Here is a 15,714-nt window from a genome sequence, read left to right as displayed (position 1 = left end):
CGGTCTGCTCGTGGTCAATGGCGGTCCCCGAGAGCAGGAAGCCGCCGCGCCCGGTTGCTGACTTCGGTGCACAGGTCGGTGTAGCCGTCTGCGAGCTCGGCCAGCCGATACCAAGCGGCGTGGACTTTCACGTCGTCGGGTTCGAGCGTCATCAACAGGTGATAGGCATGCACGACAGCGCCCGCGAATCTGTCGACCACCTGGCCGAGAGTCTCGGTGTGCAGAGTTGCGGACCGGTGCGGGATCGGCAGCCGAGCCGACACCCACGAGTCAACGTCATGGATGAGTTCCGCTCTCTTGCAGTGGATTTCGGAAGCTGTAGGCTCGCCGACCAACTGTTGCCAGTGCAGCTGGCCCAGTTCATTGGCGAGCTGGCAGAGCCGATGCTCATCGGAGAGTTGGCCCCGGATCGCCAGGAACAACTCGTCATCGGACGGGAGAGACAACACAGGTCACCACCTGTCCGACCGCGCGGATGCGCAAGCGCGCAGCGGGATCACCGCTTCAGCGCTGGACTAGACGACATTTCGTCCTGGTCAATCACGGCCAATGCCGTATGCATCACCAACGGGAGCGTCGGCAGAACCGCACCCGGATGCGGCGGTGAAAACCACGTCCACTCGATCCCAGCATCGGTCATCGGCAACCACACGCGTGTACGGGGTGACAGCACTGTTCCGTCATGGCGCATCAACGCAGTTATCGCGCGGTTGCGCACACGCCCACGGCGGCTAGCAAGGAAGATCCAGTGGCCGCCTCGTGGGAAATGCCGGATGATCGGCACCGACACCTCATCACTGAAAGCCTTCTTCACCCGCAGCCCCAACGGCGGCGGCATCAAGACCGCGCCAACCGTGTCACCAGTTGCGATGAACGCCCGCCGATCGAACAGCTCGACCGGCAGCCCGAACTTGCGGCGGTAGACATCAGCCACCTCGTTGGGCGTGTGACAGCTCTCGAACATCACTGCACCGCCTTCGCGTGGCGTCCATCCTGATTGCTGACGACCGTCAGCAGCGGTCGCAACTCGATCGGTTCCCACGCACACTCAGCAGCGTCCTGCCGCCCCTTCGCCGCACCCGCGCTGAAACCCTGAATCCGCCTACCACGCAGCAACGCTCGGCCGTGCATCATCGGCTGGCTCGCATCCAACGGCGAGCGTTTGATTTGGCCTGCGTAGGCGGGCAAGTTGGCCAGGAACACGGCGCTTCCGCCATCCCCGCGAGCTCCAGCGCGGTCAGGCTGAGGTCCTGGGCGTATTCGCGGAGAGCGGCCAGCTCTTCAGCGCCTCTTAATGCGGCTACCGCCTGAGCTGCGGTGAGCGTTCGTCCGGGCAGAAAGCTGACCACCCATCCCCCGTCCCCGACGCTCCGCGCCTGGTGGTCGGTCTGGTCGCTGCTCATCGAATGGCCGATTACGTGTACCGCCATCGTTCCCCGATCCATTGCAGTAACTGCCGAAGCAAGGTCGAAATCGTGATATTGCGTACCATGAGAATACGACGCTTGATTCAAGTATCCAATACATACAGCTGAACTGACTGGAAGTGTTTTTGCTGTACGGTGGGGTCGGCCCAAGACGAGAAGGAGCGGGATGCGAACGACATCTCCCACGGTCGCCAACTGGGATCTGATGAAGCGCATCCGCGATCAGGCCGCGCTCCGAGGCGTCACCGCGAAATCCCTCGCAGGCGAGCTCGGCTTCACTCCGCAGTACGTCTCGCTGGTCATGAACGGCAGGGGCGTTCTCGCGAAGGACAAGCTTGAGACTGCGATCAGGTATCTGGAGTTCGACCAGGCCGAGCGGGCAGAGATGCTTGAGCTGCGTGAGATCGCGAAAGGACCGCGCCCTTACGCGAAGTACTCGGGGCTGTTCCCCGACACTCTCATGCGGTTCTACGGCCTGGAGGCTGGAGCACAGAGCATCCGCACATTCGAGAACAACGTTGTGCCTGGTCTGTTACAGACTGAGGACTACGCCCGAGACCTGGTCAGCTCGACCGTCACGATCAGCCTCCCGACCGAGGTGGATCAGCGCGTTGCTGTTCGTACTGAACGGGGACACCTACTCACCGGCCCAGACCCGATCGACAAGTTGCTGGTAGTGATGGGTCAGGCAGCCTTGATGCAAGAAGTCGGTGGCCCCGAAATTCATCGCGGACAGCTGCGTCATCTGCATGACTTGGTGGACGAACATCCTGATCGACTGGACCTGCGGATCGTCCCGTTCAAGGCCGGAGGAGCGGTAGCGAGCCTCAACTCGGCGACCTATCACCTGCTTGACTTCGAGTCCGGGCGATTGCCGACCCTCGGCTGGATTGAGTCTGCAATCTGGGGTGAGATCGTCGAAGACCCAGAGGACGTGAACAAGCTGGCTTACAAGTACAAGCAGGTGCAGGCGATTGCTCTCGACCGTGAGGGATCCTTGGATCTAATCGGGCAAATAGCACGTCAGATAGGGTGAATAGTGTGAGCACAATCAAGAGGCGGATCAGTTCGTACAGCGGTGGAGAGCAGACCTGTGTAGCGATCGCCTGCGAAGGCAACCTCGTGCTCATCCAAGACAGCAAGCAGGACGCCGAGTACGCAGATAACCCAGCGGGGCAGCCCACCATCTCCTTCGCGGATTCGCATTGGCCTGCCGTCCGGCATCTGGCCCTCAGCGCCGCTTCTGGCGAGGTCCAGGACGCGGTCGCCATCGAACTGCACGCCGATAGCGCAGCGACCTTCCATGGAGTCGACGCCCGTGGCCACCCGGTCAAGTTCGAGTTCGACGTTGACGAGATGGAAGCGTGGACGAAGGGCGTCGCGGATGGCGAGTTCGACGCGCGCTGACCGAAGACAGTACAGATAGGCGGTCCGTTCGGAACCGGCCTATCTACTTTGCGCTTTCCTGCTTCAGACGGTTCGTTCCTCGCTGACGACGATCGTTCCTCCGTCGCTCTCAATCGTCACGAATGTTTCGAACCCGGCAGTTTGAAGTCGCTTCAGTTGCGCACCAAGCTTGCCGCTTCGACGTACGACTTCGACCACGCGGTCTTGAGACCTCAGATCACGCGCGACCGCGAGGACGTCGGCGACGGCAATGTCGGGATCAGCGAGGACGGCTGTTGCATGTCGCTGGGCCTCGTTACTCAGCAGGCCGACGATGCGCTCGAATCCGATCGAAAACCCGCAGGCCGGGACGTCCTTGCCGAGAGAACGGCCGATCAGCTTGTCGTATCGGCCACCGCCGGCAACCGAGCTGGACATCTCCGGGTGGGTGATCTCGAAGATCTGCCCGGTGTAGTAGCCCATGCCGCGGACGAGTGTGGGGTCGAACTGCCATTTCAGTGATCGGTGTGCTGAGAGCCGATCCAGACTCGCGGTGGTGGTCGCGATGTCGGCGATCACTTCGCTCGACAGACCAGGCAGGGTGTCAGTGAGCGTATCGGCGAGTTTGTCGCCAGCGACGTCGTTGAGGCTGTCGATCTTGTCGATAACGACTGTGGTTGTGTCGGAGGGCATTCCGGCGTTATCGAGTTCGGCACGGACTCCGTCCCAGCCGATCTTGTCGAGTTTGTCGAGCACGATGAAGAACCGATCCCAGGACTGCTCGGGTAGTCCGGCATCGGCTGCGAGGGCGGTCAGGAAGCGGCGATCGGAGAGACGGACGGTGAGGTCGTCCAGTCCGACTGCGGCCAGGGCTGCGGTTGTTGCCTCGATGAGCTCGGCTTCTGCCAAGACGGTGGGCTCACCGATCATGTCGATGTCGCATTGGTAGAACTGACGGAAACGGCCTTTTTGTGGTCGTTCGGCTCGCCAGACAGGTCCGATCTGTAGAGATCGGAACGGTGTTGGCAGCTGAGCGTGATTGTTGCCGTAGAACCGAGTCAGCGGGACCGTAAGGTCGAACCGCAGACCGAGGTCGACCATGTCCCGGATTTGCGTACCGGGCTCGGGTTCCTCGGGCAGGCCGCGCTTGAGCACCTGGTAGATCAGCTTTTCGTTTTCGCCGCCTTGGCCGCCTTGCAGCCGATTGATGTCTTCCAGTGCTGGTGTCTCGATGCGTTGGTAACCGAAATCGCGGTAGGTCCTCGTGATTGCCTCCAGCACATGGTCCCGGGTCGCGACGTCGGCGGGGAGCAGGTCCCTCATTCCGCGGGCGGGGCTGTTGTCGGCTTTCACCAGTGGTCCTTCGCTCGTTCGATTCCTCACCGCGGGGATGCTCGCGGTACATCGGAGATGGTAGGCGGTGGCCTACATCGGCTGGTCGGCGCGTTGGGCAAGCACGATCAGTTCTCCGGGGGAATCGTCTGCGAACGGTTCGAAGCCGTACCCGCCCCACACAGAGCAGACGGTGAATCCGCATCGCGACAGCAGGTGCTCAAGCTCGAATCGGAACATGTAACTCGTTTCGTAGGGGATGACGAAGTGCTCGGTCGACTCGTCCAGATAGCTGATGTCGTAGACGACCTGCAGTTGTTGAGTCTGGTTGCTGTAGTCGCGGGAGAGCACGAGTTGCGTGTATCGGATCGTTTCGCCGGCCGGTCCGAGCTTCTCGCAACTGGTTGTGCAGTGACTTGGGTCGGCAGCTAGGTACGGGATGGAGGGAGAGTAGTTGTCGATGAGAAGGAGCCCGTCGTGGTCGAGGTGAGCGTGGACCTGCCGAAGGCAATCCATCTTGTCGGCGACCGTGGTCAGCTCCTGCAGCACTCGGTAGGGAAACATTGCCATGCGAAATGTGTGATCGAGGACAAAGGTCCGCATGTCGGCGTGATGGAACCGGGCTTGCATCTGCGGAGGCAGTGCGCTGTTGGCGGCCTCTGCGATGCGGAGTCGTTCCACTCCCAGGTCGAGGCCCTCGATCGTGATTCCTGTCCGGGCAATCTGCAGGGTGATTCGGCCGGTCCCGCATCCGAGTTCCAGGATGGGGCCGCCGTGTTCTTTGGCGAGAGCTGTGAAGAAGTCGGCATCGTGGCGCCAGTCGGTGACGAGGTCGTAGTACTCAGCCTCGCGTTGCGCGGCGATGTTCTCGGCATCGAACATCGTCATCCCTTCGCGCGCACCAGTCGACGGTCGATGATCAGCGCGTCCAACCGCATTTTGAGCATGCTTTCTATGGCATCTTCCGGGGTCTCGACAACAGGATCACCGCTGGCGTTGAAAGAGGTGTTGAGGACCATCGGGATACCGGTGAGCCTGGCGAAGTGGCGAATGAGTCTGTAGTAGAGCGGGTTTTCATGGGCGGTCACGGCCTGTAGTCGTGCGGTGCCGTCGGTAAAGGCAACTGCTGGAACCAGATGGGATCTGTCTTCCCGCAGCTTGGGTGCCACCAGCATGGCCGACATTGGTTGCGCCGCAGTTCGGGTGAACCGATCGTCGACGTCGAACCAGGCGGAAACTTCCTCAGCTAGGACGCTCGGTGCATAGGGACGAAACGGTGCCCGAAGTTTGTGAAGGTTGTCGAGCCGGGTTTTTGTCTCGGCGGATCGGGGATCGCCCAGCACGCTGCGGCGTCCGAGCCCACGGGGGCCGAACTCGCTTCCTCCGCTGAACCATCCGATAGTCAACTGCTGCGTGAGAAGCAGGGCGGCGGTCGCTGCTGGATCGTCGATCGTCTCGGTAGCGATCCGGTCTGAGCATCGCTCTAGGACAGCGTCGACCTCTGATGTGGGGTAAGAGCGGCCCAGCGCGCATGTCGGCATCGTCCAGTGCCGAGGACGCCTTTTCGTGTGGTGATATGCCAACAGCGCGTTTCCGAGTGGTTGCCCGACATCGCCTGCGGCCGGTTGGATGTAGAGCTCCTCGATCTCATTCAACTGGGCGATCATCGTGTTTGCCACACAGTTCAGAGCGACGCCTCCTGCCAGACAGACTCGCTGGATGCCGGTCTCGTCGATGGTGGACCGCACGAGCTCGACGAGGGCATGCTGTAGTTCGGATTGGATCAGCTCCGCGACGTCACATTGGGTCTGATCGGGCTCGTAGCAGGAACTGCGACCGGCGCCGATATCGATGCCGGACTGCTCCATGATCAGGGCTCGGACTGCGTCAGCCTGCAGGAGTCGTGCGGCCTCGATATCGAATTCGTCAGGCGGACCGGTCTTATGCTCCTCGACCTGGTTGGTAAGCAGGGCTGGCTGTAGAAGGCAACGAAAGCCATCGTTGATCGAGGTGAATATCTCGACGCTGCTGAGCTTGCCGCTCCCGTACGCGGCCAGCGCCATGACTTGGCCAGCCTCATGGTGAGTCCGGAACCCTAGCCACTTGATGAAGTGGTTGTAGGTTGCACCGAGGCTGAGCTGTCCGGGCTCGTCACCATAGCGGCGCAAGAGTTGTAGTTCGGTTCCGCGCCCGATGAAGACGCTGGTGCGTTCGAGTCGGTTGTGCCAGTAGTGGGTTCGTGTTCGATCGCCGATGATGGTGCCTTCGTTGTCGGCCACGATCACCACGGCGTCTTCGAACGGGCTCGGGTAGAACGCGCTGGCTGCGTGAGAAAGATGATGCGAGGGAACGACGACCAGTTGGTCTTCGCGGACGGCAAGTCCTTCGGATCTCAGCTGAGACAACGCCATCGCAGGCTCGGGCGGTAGGTCACAACACAGGCTGACAGCGACACGATCGACGTCGTGCAGTTCCAGTCCGCGAGTGGCAAGGCAGTAGCGCACGGCGTTGACGACGCCGCCTGCGTGTTTGCGTCGCACGAGGCGCTCCTCGGCGATCGCCACCGTCACCACGCCGTCTTCGAGTAGTGCCGCGGCACCATCGTCGAGGGGAATGCCGTCGCTGGTCCGGGTGAGATTCACTCCCAGTACGACTTCAGGCATGCTGACTTGCTCCTCGCGACAGGTCCTCGTACGCAGCTTGGTCATGGTGGCCCGCGTGAAGATCTAGTTGCGCATCCCTGGTGGCTAACCACTCCTGCCCGTAGATCAGCTTCAGCTGGTCAGGTATCTGGCCGTAGACGTCTCCGGGGCGTTGACGTGCCCCGAGGTCGCCGAGTAGTCGTCGCTGGCGCGGCGACAGCCGGTTCAAAACCTCGGCTGGCATCTTCCAGTAATCGACTGGGCGGCAGAAGATTTGGCCATATCTGAGCACCACGCTGACTCGGGTGGCCGGGCAATGGTTCCGGGCGACGCCGTGACCCAGCGATAAAGGGAAGATCACCGCATCCCCGGCGTTGGCCAGGATCTGGACTGGGTCGTTCACTTGGGTGTAGGCGACTTTGCCGGGAAAGTCTGCGCGGTGTGAACCTGGTGCGACAGTGAAGTTTCCGTGGTCCGGTTGGGTTAGATCGGTCAGGAAGAATTGGATCTTGAGCTGGATCTCTTTGCCTGCGGCGGGCGCGGCTTGGCGTAGCGATGGCCCCTGGTCGGTGTGGAAGTCGACCAACGGCTCGGAGTAGGGGTAACGGAAGAACGCTTCGGATCCCAGAACCTGCACATACGGTCCCATGAGACCGAGGATCTTCCCGAAGACGCCGGGATGGTCTAGGAGAGAACCGATCTCGTCACAATGTGAGACGGCGTTGGCGATACTCAGATCCCGATCGTTGCCAGCGTCGAACAGATCCTCCCAGTGCTGGTGCCGGTCCGCAGTGTCGGTGGAGCGGGTGTGCACCGCTGTCAATGAACGATGCAGCTGATGTGTCTCGTTCGGTGCAAGCACGTTGCGGAAATGCAGGTAGCCGAAGGTGTCCCAGTGGTGTCGCTCGTCCTCGGTCAGCAGAGACGCAGTCAATGGGAGGTCCTGTCGCCGTAGAGGGTGGTGATCGAGTACCGCGATGCTCGGCGAACCGGGCGGACGGCATGGGCCTGCTCGTCTGACAGTGGGAGCAGCAACACGGAATTGAAGACGGGTTCAAGTGACTGCGCACCAGTGCCGAGGGTCCATGTCTTGAGTGGGAATGGGAAATCGGGGTGATCGAACTCGGTGACCGCCTCGACAAGGCCGACAACGGTTTCACCGCCATCGCCTGGTTGCCAGTTGGCGGTCAGGTTGTAGGTCACCGATAGCCGGAATTCCGGTGAAGGGTGGTCATCGTGTGGTTCGACGTAGTCCCCGACGTCCATGCGGTAGGGCGTCGGTGGCCGCAGCATTCGCAGGGGGGTATTGAGCCAATCCCCGAGCTGCTCTATGAACCAGGAACTGCCGAATGTATTCAACACAGCGAGAGCCGAGTCAGCATCGAGTGTCGAGGAACGCTGAACGAGCGGGTCGTCGGGCAAATCACCCTGGCGTGACGCGCGACTGACGAGCTTCTGATCGCCGATCTCATCCCGCTCATAGACAAGGTCGCCGTGCAGAAACGGTGTAAGCAATGCTGTGGCTTGGTCATTGAAGAACTGCTCGACGCGGACGGCGCCAACGCGGTCACCGAGCGGCACCACGGACGTAGTTCGACATGCACCCACTTCCGGCGGCTTATGTGTGAAATCGAACTGCGGTTGTTGCACAGAGGGCTCCCCTTCGAGTCAGCAGGCGCCGTTGAGTCGGCCCAGTGCTTTGCCGCGGGGACGTTTCCATCGGGCTCGGCGCTGTTGGTTGTGGTCGTGGGCGGCGATGATGACGTCGCTGACGGTCAAGACCTCGGCCATCGGCGACCCGAGCGGGGCAATACCGTCCGCCATCCGGGCAAGATCGCTGACAGGTCGGTGCATCGGTTCAGCGCGAAAGCCTTGCAGCGTGCCAGAGCTCGTCGTGCGGACCTGGCTGCCACGGCTGTCCACGGTTAGCGATCCGGCGGCACCGTTCACCACGACGGCCCAGCCGCCGCATTCGGGAGCGTTCGGGTCATCGGTCACCGTCAGACGGATTGTGGTTCCGGCGGCGATCTCGAGCTCGGCTGCTATGTCGGCTCCGCGGTCGTTACAGGTGAGCCCGCCTAGCACGTGGATCGGATGGGTGTAGCCGACCAGCATCGAGATCAGATCGAGTGCATGACTACCGGTGTCGACGAGTACCCCGTGTCGGGGCCCGGCAGAGCCGCGATAGGTTCCGCCGTCGTTGGCGAAGCGTGAACGGTACGGACCCCGCCACTGGGCATTGACATCGACCACGTTTCCGATCAGGCCAGACTCGATCATGTTGGCGGCTTGACGGATGTGGGGCTGATAGCGGCGATTGAAGGGCGCAATGAGGTGAGTGAATCGCTGGGCAAGGTTCGACAGGCGGTCGCGTTCGCTGTCGGTTGTCACGATTGGCTTCTCGACGAGGCAGGGCTTGTTGATATCTAGTTGCTCGGTGACTCCGAGGACCGCGGAGGGCGGTACTGCGACAACGACAGCGTTGACGCGATCGTCATCGACAATTGCCTCGACGTCAGGGTAGATGGTCCCGCCGAATATGGCGGTGAACGCTCGGGCTGAGGCAGCGCTCCTCGCAGTGACTCCGGTGAGTTCCATTGTCGGATCGGTGATTATGTCCAAGGCGTGTGAGCGAGCGGCAAGGCCAGCGCCGACGAGCGCGATCCGGATAGTCATCGGCGTGCCGTTGTCAGGGGGAGATGGCGCTGAACCTTTTCTGCGGCTTCGTCCCAATGCTTACGAACGGGGGTGAGGCGTTGGAGGTGATCGGTTGATCGGAAGTCGGGGTCGCAGAACTCGTCGTAGCAGCGGCTGACCCAGTCGCGAATGTCGGTCGCGGACATCGAATCGTTGTGACATACCGGCAGGTGCAGCCAGTCGGTTGTTTCATACCAGTAGCGGTCAGGAATGGTGATCCCGTACTTGGCCGGGTTGGCGAACAGGTCGGTCCCGGGGCGCGGCTCCATCACGTTGAATGTGGCGACTGTCGGGTTGACCAACCTGATGAAATCCATGGTGGCCGAAAGTGTTTCCGGGGTGTCGCCGGGTGCCCCGACGATGAAGGAGGCGTGTAGTTCCAGCCCGGCATCCATGATCCGCTGGGCGGTTTTATACAGCCGCGCGGGCGAAGTTCCCTTCTTGACCAATCGAAGGGTATGCTCCTGGATCGATTCGAAGCCGACGAACACCCGATATGCGCCCGCCTCACGGATGGCATCGAGGACGTGGGGGCGTGCGTCTTGGGCGCGCATGTTGCTTGTCCAGGGGATCGCCAGCCTGCGTCGACTGATTTCTTCGCAGATTGCCACGGCACGTCGGGGGTCGCCGGAGAAGGTGTCATCTCCGAAGAAGATCGACGAGAACCCCATCTCAGCAACGGCTTCCATCTCGTCGGCCACGTGAGCGGGGCTATTCCAGCGAGCGGTGCGCCCGGCAATGGTGGTGGAGCAGAAGGTGCAACGGCTGGGACATCCCCGAGCGGTCATCACCACGGTTTCGTAGTCGTAGTCCAGGTAGTTGCGCAGGTCGAAGATTGAGCGGTCCGGTTGTCCGTATCGGTCCAGCTGCATTTCGGGGGGCGCTGGCGCTGTCGCACGTATACCGGAGCCGTCGCGGAAGACGAGGCCCGGGACTTTCTCGAGATCGTGCGAGGCAGCGCCCGCGGCGAGAGCATCGGCTAGGCACACGATGCTTTCCTCGGCGTCGAACAGCAGCACGTAGTCGACGCTGGGATGCCGCTGGAGACACTCGGTGGCGATGAAGGACACGTGCGGTCCGCCGAACACGACCGGGACAGTCGGGTTCCAGCATCGAGCGATGCGGGCCAATTCGACCGCATGGAAGTAGCTTTGAGCAACAGAGGTGACTCCGATGAGGTCCGGCCGCAGATCATCCAAACGTGGGATCAACGCCTCTGGGCTGTTGCCCTCAAATGGCAGGTCCACATGGACGACGTCGTGGCCGGCCATCTTCAGCGCGCGGGCCATATAGGCGTAGCCCAGTGGCGGGTGCAGCAACAGCGTGCGAGGGTCGTGGGTGTAGTGAGGATTCACGAACAGGACCCTCATCGTGTCTCCTCGCTCACCCGGACACGGGGCAGTCCGACGAAGACGCCGGGCGCTCGACCCGGTGCGCTCACCGGAATCGGTTTGTCGCTGGTGCCGATCTGATGCGACTCCTGGTCGACAAACCGCTGCTCACCGCAGCGCTCGTCATACTTGCCGTTGTAGTGAAAAGCTTTGCAACCACCCATGCACGGACCAAGTGCCGAACATGACCCGCACGGGCCTGACGGAGATTCGATTCGGTCGGAATACCGGTTGACCAGCCGGTCCCAGATCTGCTGGAAGGGCTCGTCCCGGACATTGCCGATGCTTTCCTCGATGAAGTTGCACCCGGAGACGTTTCCGATCGGGTCGATCGAGACCATGCTGGTTGCGACGTTGCACAGGTTCGAGCCGATGAAGGTTTCGCGGGCACGACGATCGGTCAGCCGGTCATCGAGCACGGTGAGCATAAAGGGGTCGTGGGTGTAGACGTCCAGCACTCCCTGATTGTCGAGAATCAGTTGATACAGCGTGCGGCATACGGCCTGGTAGGTAGGCCAGAGAGCGCGATCGAAGACATTGGTGAGGTTGTAGCGGTTCTGCATGAAGCTGACCGCGTCAATACCAAGGTCGCGGGCGAATTCCGCGATTCGCTCGACCTGCCCGTAGTTGTGAGTGTCGATCGTCGTAGAGAAGCCGACGGTGGGTATCCCGGCGTCCTTCAGCAGACGCAGTGCCCGGACGGCGACGTCGAACGCGCCGGACTTGCCCCGGACCTTGTCGTGCACTGTCGGGTCGATGCTATCGATGGACACCATTGTTCGGTTGATGCCGGATTGGACAAGTCGCGCCGCATCATCGGGCGTGCGCACATAGAACCCGTTGAGCATCAGCGTCTGATAGAAGTCGCGGTCACGGAAGATCGTGGCAGCATCGTGGAAGTCGCGCCGAATCATGTTCTCCCCGTGCGAGTAGACCAGGCTCGCGCTACCCGCGTCATAAAGTTGATCGGCAAGGCTTTCAATCTCAGTGAGGGTGAATTCGTCTCTGGAGCGCCGATACAGGGCGTAGCAGTGGGTGCACTTGAGGTTGCAGCGATAGGTCAGACCGAGCTGGACGAGGATCGGTATAGGGTTTTCGGTCAGCTGAAAATCATCCGGCCACGCTAGAAGCATGTTGTGCTGCACGATGATCAGCTCGTCTTCAACATGCCAGCTTCGAGGAAATCGTCGACGAACACTTGCACATCGGCGGCGATCTCCTCGCTCGGCGCCTCGAACTGTGCGCATAAGGTGTCGACGATCTGGCCGACTGGCATGGGATCGGTGCTGAGCAGTTCGACTATGGCTGAAGCGGATTCGTTGAGCTCGTACATCACCCCCTTGGCACGATCGAAGAGCATCGTCAAGCCGGAGGTTGTCCTCCGACACACCGCATGTGGTTGTAGCGCCACACTGATGTCTGCAAGCTGCTTGGGAGTCAATGTGCTTCCTTGCCTATCCGGTTGGTAGCGCTGGTTGCGGTGTGCGAATGGTCGGCGTCGGCGATCCGCACACCGCGATGGGCGAGGGGTATCAGCAGTGGGTCCGGACATTTCGAGCACGCCACAGTGGTCGACGCCAGGGTCGCTTGGTCATTGGTCCTCCCTTCAAAGTGGTTGCGTGCCGGTCAAAGCGCACAGTCCAGGGTCGCCGGGCACCGGGCTCCACGGATAGACGAGAGCGCGCCTCACACGCGAGAGGTGACACCGCAGGACCTTTTCGCTGCTGACAGCCACCGCATCGGCGGTGACCTCAGCCAGACCGAGACGCCACCTCACCTGCGCGGCACTCTTGCGTGCTCGTCGAGCCCGATGCCATGCGGCAGTCGGGTAGGGCGGGTTACCGTACAGGCCATCACGTGTCGCGGGAACGCAATGTGGGGGGCGTAAAGAATATGGGCGAGAACGGATCTGGGCGTCGTGAGGACAGCTGCGCCGACCGAATCCGTAGCCGATATCTCCACGACCTACGGCGCGGCGATGATCTGCGGATCGAACTCCTGCACGCCATGGCCCACGAGATCGCTGAACAATGCGGGCACAACCTGTTCAAGTCACACAGGCTCGCCTGGGGATGGACAGTCGCCGAGGCCGTCGATCAGTTCCATCTGATGTGTCGACGCGAGAAGCTCAAGCAACGAGGGCTTGTCGCCCGGTCCTGGATGGAGTGGGAAGCCGGATCGCGCCCGAGTTGGGACTATCAGGACCTGCTGTGTCGCCTGTTTCGGACGAATCCGGTCCAGCTGGGTTGGGCTTCGGACTATGCGCCGTCTGTACGGATGGCGCTGGAACGATCGGCGCAGGGCAGCGACACCGGGCACGGAAGGTCGTCGGACAGTGACAGCGGCTCCAGAGCGCTGAGACATCTGCCTCCCGACACCGACGACTTCACCGGCCGCAACGACCAGATCGCGCAGCTGATCAACGTCCTGGCCTCCACCACGAGGACCGCGGTACCGATCGCGACGGTTTCCGGTCAGGCCGGTGTTGGCAAGACAGCCCTCGCGATCCATGTCGCGCACATGGTTGCCCACGCATTTCCTGACGGTCAGCTTTACGCCAACCTTCGTGGCGTCGAACCTCATCCACTAGCAGCTGGCGAAGTCGTGGCGGGCTTCCTGCGTGAGCTCGGCGTTGCTGGCACCGACATTCCGGAGGGCACAGACGAACGGGCGCGGATGTATCGCACACACCTGGCCCGGCGCCGCATCCTCGTCGTCCTCGACAACGCCGCCGACGAAACGCAAATCCGCCCGCTCTTGCCAGGTGCTGCGACCAGCGCGGTCCTTGTCACCAGCCGATCCCATATGGCAGCCCTGTCTGGTTCGAACACGATCCATCTGGACGTTCTTCCGGCAGAGCAAGCGGCCACGCTGCTCATGGCGCTGGTCGGATCTCAGCGCGCGGCAACAGAACCGGATTCAGTTCTCGAAGTGGCCCGGCTGTGTGGCTATCTACCCCTCGCGCTGCGCATCGCGGGGGCGCGCCTGATGTCCAGGCCGACGTGGAAGATCTCATGGTTCGCCGACCGGCTCGCTGACGAAAGCCGCCGTTTGGACCTGCTGAAGGCCGGCGACCTCGAGGTCCGGGCCTCCTTCGCTTTGAGCTACCAGAGCCGCAGTAACCAGGAGCAAACAACTTTCCGGATGCTGGCGTTGACTGCGGCGAGCTTTCCCGCGTGGAATGTCGCCGCGCTGCTCGACGTCGATGTTGATGAGGCCGAGCAGCTATTGGAGTGTCTCGTCGACGCACAGCTCGTCGAAGTCGCGGGCACCGATGCAGTTGGGCTGATCCGATACAGGCTGCACGATCTGATCCGAGACTTCGCCCGCGAGTGCTCCACGACCCTCGATGCACCCGACCTACGTTGCGCAGCCGTCCATCGACTCGTCGGCCGGTACACCGACGGCGTCCGTGCGGCGTCCGCCGCACTGCATCCCGGCTTGTACGACGACCACGCGGCCACGTCCGCAACTGCGACAGCCGCAACGTCCACAACTGCGGCAGTCGACAAACTCTGTCGAGACGATCCACGCGGATGGTTCACAGCTGAACGTGCCAACTTGATTGCTGCGGTGGATCTTGCGTATGACGCTGAATTATGGGATCGCACTTGGCAACTCGTAGAAACACTGCCCACGATGTTCGACTGGCGTGCCGATTGGCAAGCATGGGCCCATACCCATCGGCTCGCCCGTGATGCAGCACGAAAGATGGCGAATCATCACGCCGAAGCAGTGATCCTCCGGAACATGGGCGCGCTCTACCGCGAGCTAGGGCGCTTCGGTGAAGCCGTCGACATGCTCACCCAGGCAACCGAGATCTTCTTGCGCATCGGCGACCGGCGCCAGTGGGCAGCCGCAATGAGAAACCTCGGTGACACCCGGCGATACCAGGGACGACTCGACGACGCCATCAGAGCCTTCTCCGCTGCGCTCGACATCGTCCAAACCGAAGGCGACACACGATCCGTCGCTGGTGTTCTCAACGGCATCGCCGACGCGAGCCGTGGATTGTCCCGATGGGATGACGCCCGCGAGCATTTCGAAGCGAGCCTGACCATCTACCGCAGTCTCAACGACCAGCTCGAAGAAGCACGAACACTGATCCGCTATGGGCTGGTCCATCGCGATCAGTGGCGCAACGAGGAGGCGGCCCGCCTGTTCACCCAGGCGCTCACGACTTTCCGGCGACTCGAAGATCAACGCTGGGAGGCCCGAGCGCTCCGGCACATAGCAGTCGTGCGCCGCAACGAAGGAGACATCAAGGGAGCGTTGGCTGTCTTCGACGAATGCCTGTCGCGATTCGAGTTGCTCGCCGACCGTCGCGGCATGGGTGTCACGCTTCGCAACCGAGGTGACGCGTATCGCCTCGCCGAGAACCGGGCTGCTGCCGCAGCCGACCTTCAGAACGCATTGCAGATATTCGAGGGTATCGGCGATGAACGTTGGTCTGCGCGTACACAACTGAGCATGGCAGACCTGAACCGATGCGATGAGCAGTGGGAGGTCGCAGACTATCAAGTCGAGGCAGCGCTCGCGGTTTTCCGATCCATCGGCGACCGCCCAGCCGAAGCGAGGGCGTTGCGGGAACTCGGTGTGTTACGCAGAGACACAGGCAATTTCGATGCAGCGGAAGCCGCCCTAGCCTGCGCCCGCTCGATCTTCACAGAGCTTGGCGATGAATTGTGGGTTGCGCGTGTTCAGGCCAGCCTGGCCAGGCTGGCCGAACAACGGGGCGAGGACTCCGCTCCGCTGATGGGCGCGGCCATAACGATCTGTCATCGCCACGACATCGCCACCCCGGATAGAGTCGGCGCGGTGCTGAAAGAATGGTGACCG

General features: G+C 61.8%; 15 protein-coding genes. 3 read left to right on the top strand and 12 right to left on the bottom strand.

Features of this window, described 5'->3' with window-relative positions:
• Positions 1–14 precede the first annotated feature (14 nt).
• From NN4_RS13505 to NN4_RS44940, 3 genes are read right to left on the bottom strand one after another with little or no spacing between them, the layout of a single operon-like run.
• On the bottom strand, positions 15–449 hold the full coding sequence (locus NN4_RS13505; RefSeq protein ID WP_147130315.1) for a DUF4254 domain-containing protein: 435 nt from the start codon (positions 447–449) through the stop codon (positions 15–17).
• Positions 450–496: 47 nt separating this feature from the next.
• Entirely contained in the window at positions 497–967 is a 471-nt protein-coding gene (locus tag NN4_RS13500) for a hypothetical protein (RefSeq protein ID WP_147130313.1), read from the bottom strand.
• Complete coding sequence (locus NN4_RS44940) at positions 964–1,203, bottom strand: hypothetical protein (protein ID WP_186818400.1); 240 nt, start codon at positions 1,201–1,203, stop codon at positions 964–966. The genes NN4_RS13500 and NN4_RS44940 overlap by 4 nt, the downstream gene beginning before the upstream one ends.
• A gap of 390 nt (positions 1,204–1,593) precedes the next feature.
• Between NN4_RS44940 and NN4_RS13490 the strand changes: the two genes are divergently transcribed.
• Together NN4_RS13490 and NN4_RS13485 are read left to right on the top strand one after the other, a co-directional pair.
• Positions 1,594–2,463 (top strand): helix-turn-helix domain-containing protein, encoded by an 870-nt coding sequence (locus tag NN4_RS13490; RefSeq protein ID WP_147130309.1) that lies wholly within the window; start codon positions 1,594–1,596, stop codon positions 2,461–2,463.
• Positions 2,464–2,468: 5 nt separating this feature from the next.
• Positions 2,469–2,834 carry a DUF397 domain-containing protein gene (locus NN4_RS13485; protein ID WP_186818399.1) on the top strand — a complete coding sequence of 122 codons (366 nt, stop codon included), beginning with the start codon at positions 2,469–2,471 and terminating at the stop codon, positions 2,832–2,834.
• 63 nt (positions 2,835–2,897) lie between these two features.
• Here the strand turns inward: NN4_RS13485 and hisS are convergent, their stop codons facing one another.
• From hisS to NN4_RS13440, 9 genes are all read right to left on the bottom strand, one after another.
• Positions 2,898–4,166: a histidine--tRNA ligase gene (hisS, locus tag NN4_RS13480; protein ID WP_186818398.1), complete on the bottom strand. Its 1,269-nt coding sequence runs from the start codon at positions 4,164–4,166 to the stop codon at positions 2,898–2,900.
• Positions 4,167–4,238: 72 nt separating this feature from the next.
• Complete coding sequence (locus tag NN4_RS13475; protein WP_186818397.1) at positions 4,239–5,027, bottom strand: class I SAM-dependent methyltransferase; 789 nt, start codon at positions 5,025–5,027, stop codon at positions 4,239–4,241.
• Between the two features lie 2 nt (positions 5,028–5,029).
• Positions 5,030–6,808, bottom strand: coding sequence for a carbamoyltransferase C-terminal domain-containing protein (locus NN4_RS13470; protein WP_186818396.1), 1,779 nt, complete (start codon positions 6,806–6,808; stop codon positions 5,030–5,032).
• On the bottom strand, positions 6,801–7,721 hold the full coding sequence (locus NN4_RS13465; RefSeq protein WP_186818395.1) for a phytanoyl-CoA dioxygenase family protein: 921 nt from the start codon (positions 7,719–7,721) through the stop codon (positions 6,801–6,803). The genes NN4_RS13470 and NN4_RS13465 overlap by 8 nt, the downstream gene beginning before the upstream one ends.
• Positions 7,718–8,437 (bottom strand): 2OG-Fe(II) oxygenase, encoded by a 720-nt coding sequence (locus NN4_RS13460; protein WP_147130299.1) that lies wholly within the window; start codon positions 8,435–8,437, stop codon positions 7,718–7,720. Before NN4_RS13460 ends, NN4_RS13465 begins: the two co-directional genes overlap by 4 nt.
• Positions 8,438–8,455: 18 nt before the next feature.
• On the bottom strand, positions 8,456–9,463 hold the full coding sequence (locus NN4_RS13455; protein WP_147130297.1) for a Gfo/Idh/MocA family protein: 1,008 nt from the start codon (positions 9,461–9,463) through the stop codon (positions 8,456–8,458).
• Positions 9,460–10,854 carry a B12-binding domain-containing radical SAM protein gene (locus NN4_RS13450; RefSeq protein WP_147130294.1) on the bottom strand — a complete coding sequence of 465 codons (1,395 nt, stop codon included), beginning with the start codon at positions 10,852–10,854 and terminating at the stop codon, positions 9,460–9,462. Before NN4_RS13450 ends, NN4_RS13455 begins: the two co-directional genes overlap by 4 nt.
• On the bottom strand, positions 10,851–12,122 hold the full coding sequence (locus NN4_RS13445; protein WP_147130292.1) for a radical SAM/SPASM domain-containing protein: 1,272 nt from the start codon (positions 12,120–12,122) through the stop codon (positions 10,851–10,853). The genes NN4_RS13450 and NN4_RS13445 overlap by 4 nt, the downstream gene beginning before the upstream one ends.
• Positions 12,026–12,316: a PqqD family protein gene (locus NN4_RS13440; RefSeq protein WP_186818394.1), complete on the bottom strand. Its 291-nt coding sequence runs from the start codon at positions 12,314–12,316 to the stop codon at positions 12,026–12,028. Before NN4_RS13440 ends, NN4_RS13445 begins: the two co-directional genes overlap by 97 nt.
• Positions 12,317–12,768: 452 nt before the next feature.
• Here NN4_RS13440 and NN4_RS13435 point away from each other — a divergent pair, with 452 nt between their 5' ends.
• The gene (locus NN4_RS13435; RefSeq protein ID WP_186818393.1) at positions 12,769–15,711 is read left to right on the top strand and encodes an ATP-binding protein; all 2,943 of its coding nucleotides are present in this window, start codon (positions 12,769–12,771) and stop codon (positions 15,709–15,711) included.
• Positions 15,712–15,714: the final 3 nt, after the last annotated feature.

Origin of the sequence: Nocardia ninae NBRC 108245 (assembly GCF_007990755.1) — a bacterium.
In the GTDB taxonomy this organism is placed as follows: Bacteria; Actinomycetota; Actinomycetes; order Mycobacteriales; family Mycobacteriaceae; genus Nocardia; species Nocardia ninae.
Note: the sequence above shows the minus strand (reverse complement) of the source record. Positions and strands in the feature narration are given on the sequence as shown.

Excerpts from the sequence above, each read along its gene's own strand:
- NN4_RS13455 (WP_147130297.1), bottom strand. The coding sequence starts at position 9,463 with ATGACTATCCGGATCGCGCTCGTCGGCGCTGGCCTTGCCGCTCGCTCA.
- NN4_RS13470 (WP_186818396.1), bottom strand. The coding sequence starts at position 6,808 with ATGCCTGAAGTCGTACTGGGAGTGAATCTCACCCGGACCAGCGACGGC.
- NN4_RS13490 (WP_147130309.1), top strand. The coding sequence starts at position 1,594 with ATGCGAACGACATCTCCCACGGTCGCCAACTGGGATCTGATGAAGCGC.
- NN4_RS13475 (WP_186818397.1), bottom strand. The coding sequence starts at position 5,027 with ATGTTCGATGCCGAGAACATCGCCGCGCAACGCGAGGCTGAGTACTAC.
- NN4_RS13450 (WP_147130294.1), bottom strand. The coding sequence starts at position 10,854 with ATGAGGGTCCTGTTCGTGAATCCTCACTACACCCACGACCCTCGCACG.
- NN4_RS13445 (WP_147130292.1), bottom strand. The coding sequence starts at position 12,122 with ATGCGCACAGTTCGAGGCGCCGAGCGAGGAGATCGCCGCCGATGTGCA.
- NN4_RS13435 (WP_186818393.1), top strand. The coding sequence starts at position 12,769 with ATGGGCGAGAACGGATCTGGGCGTCGTGAGGACAGCTGCGCCGACCGA.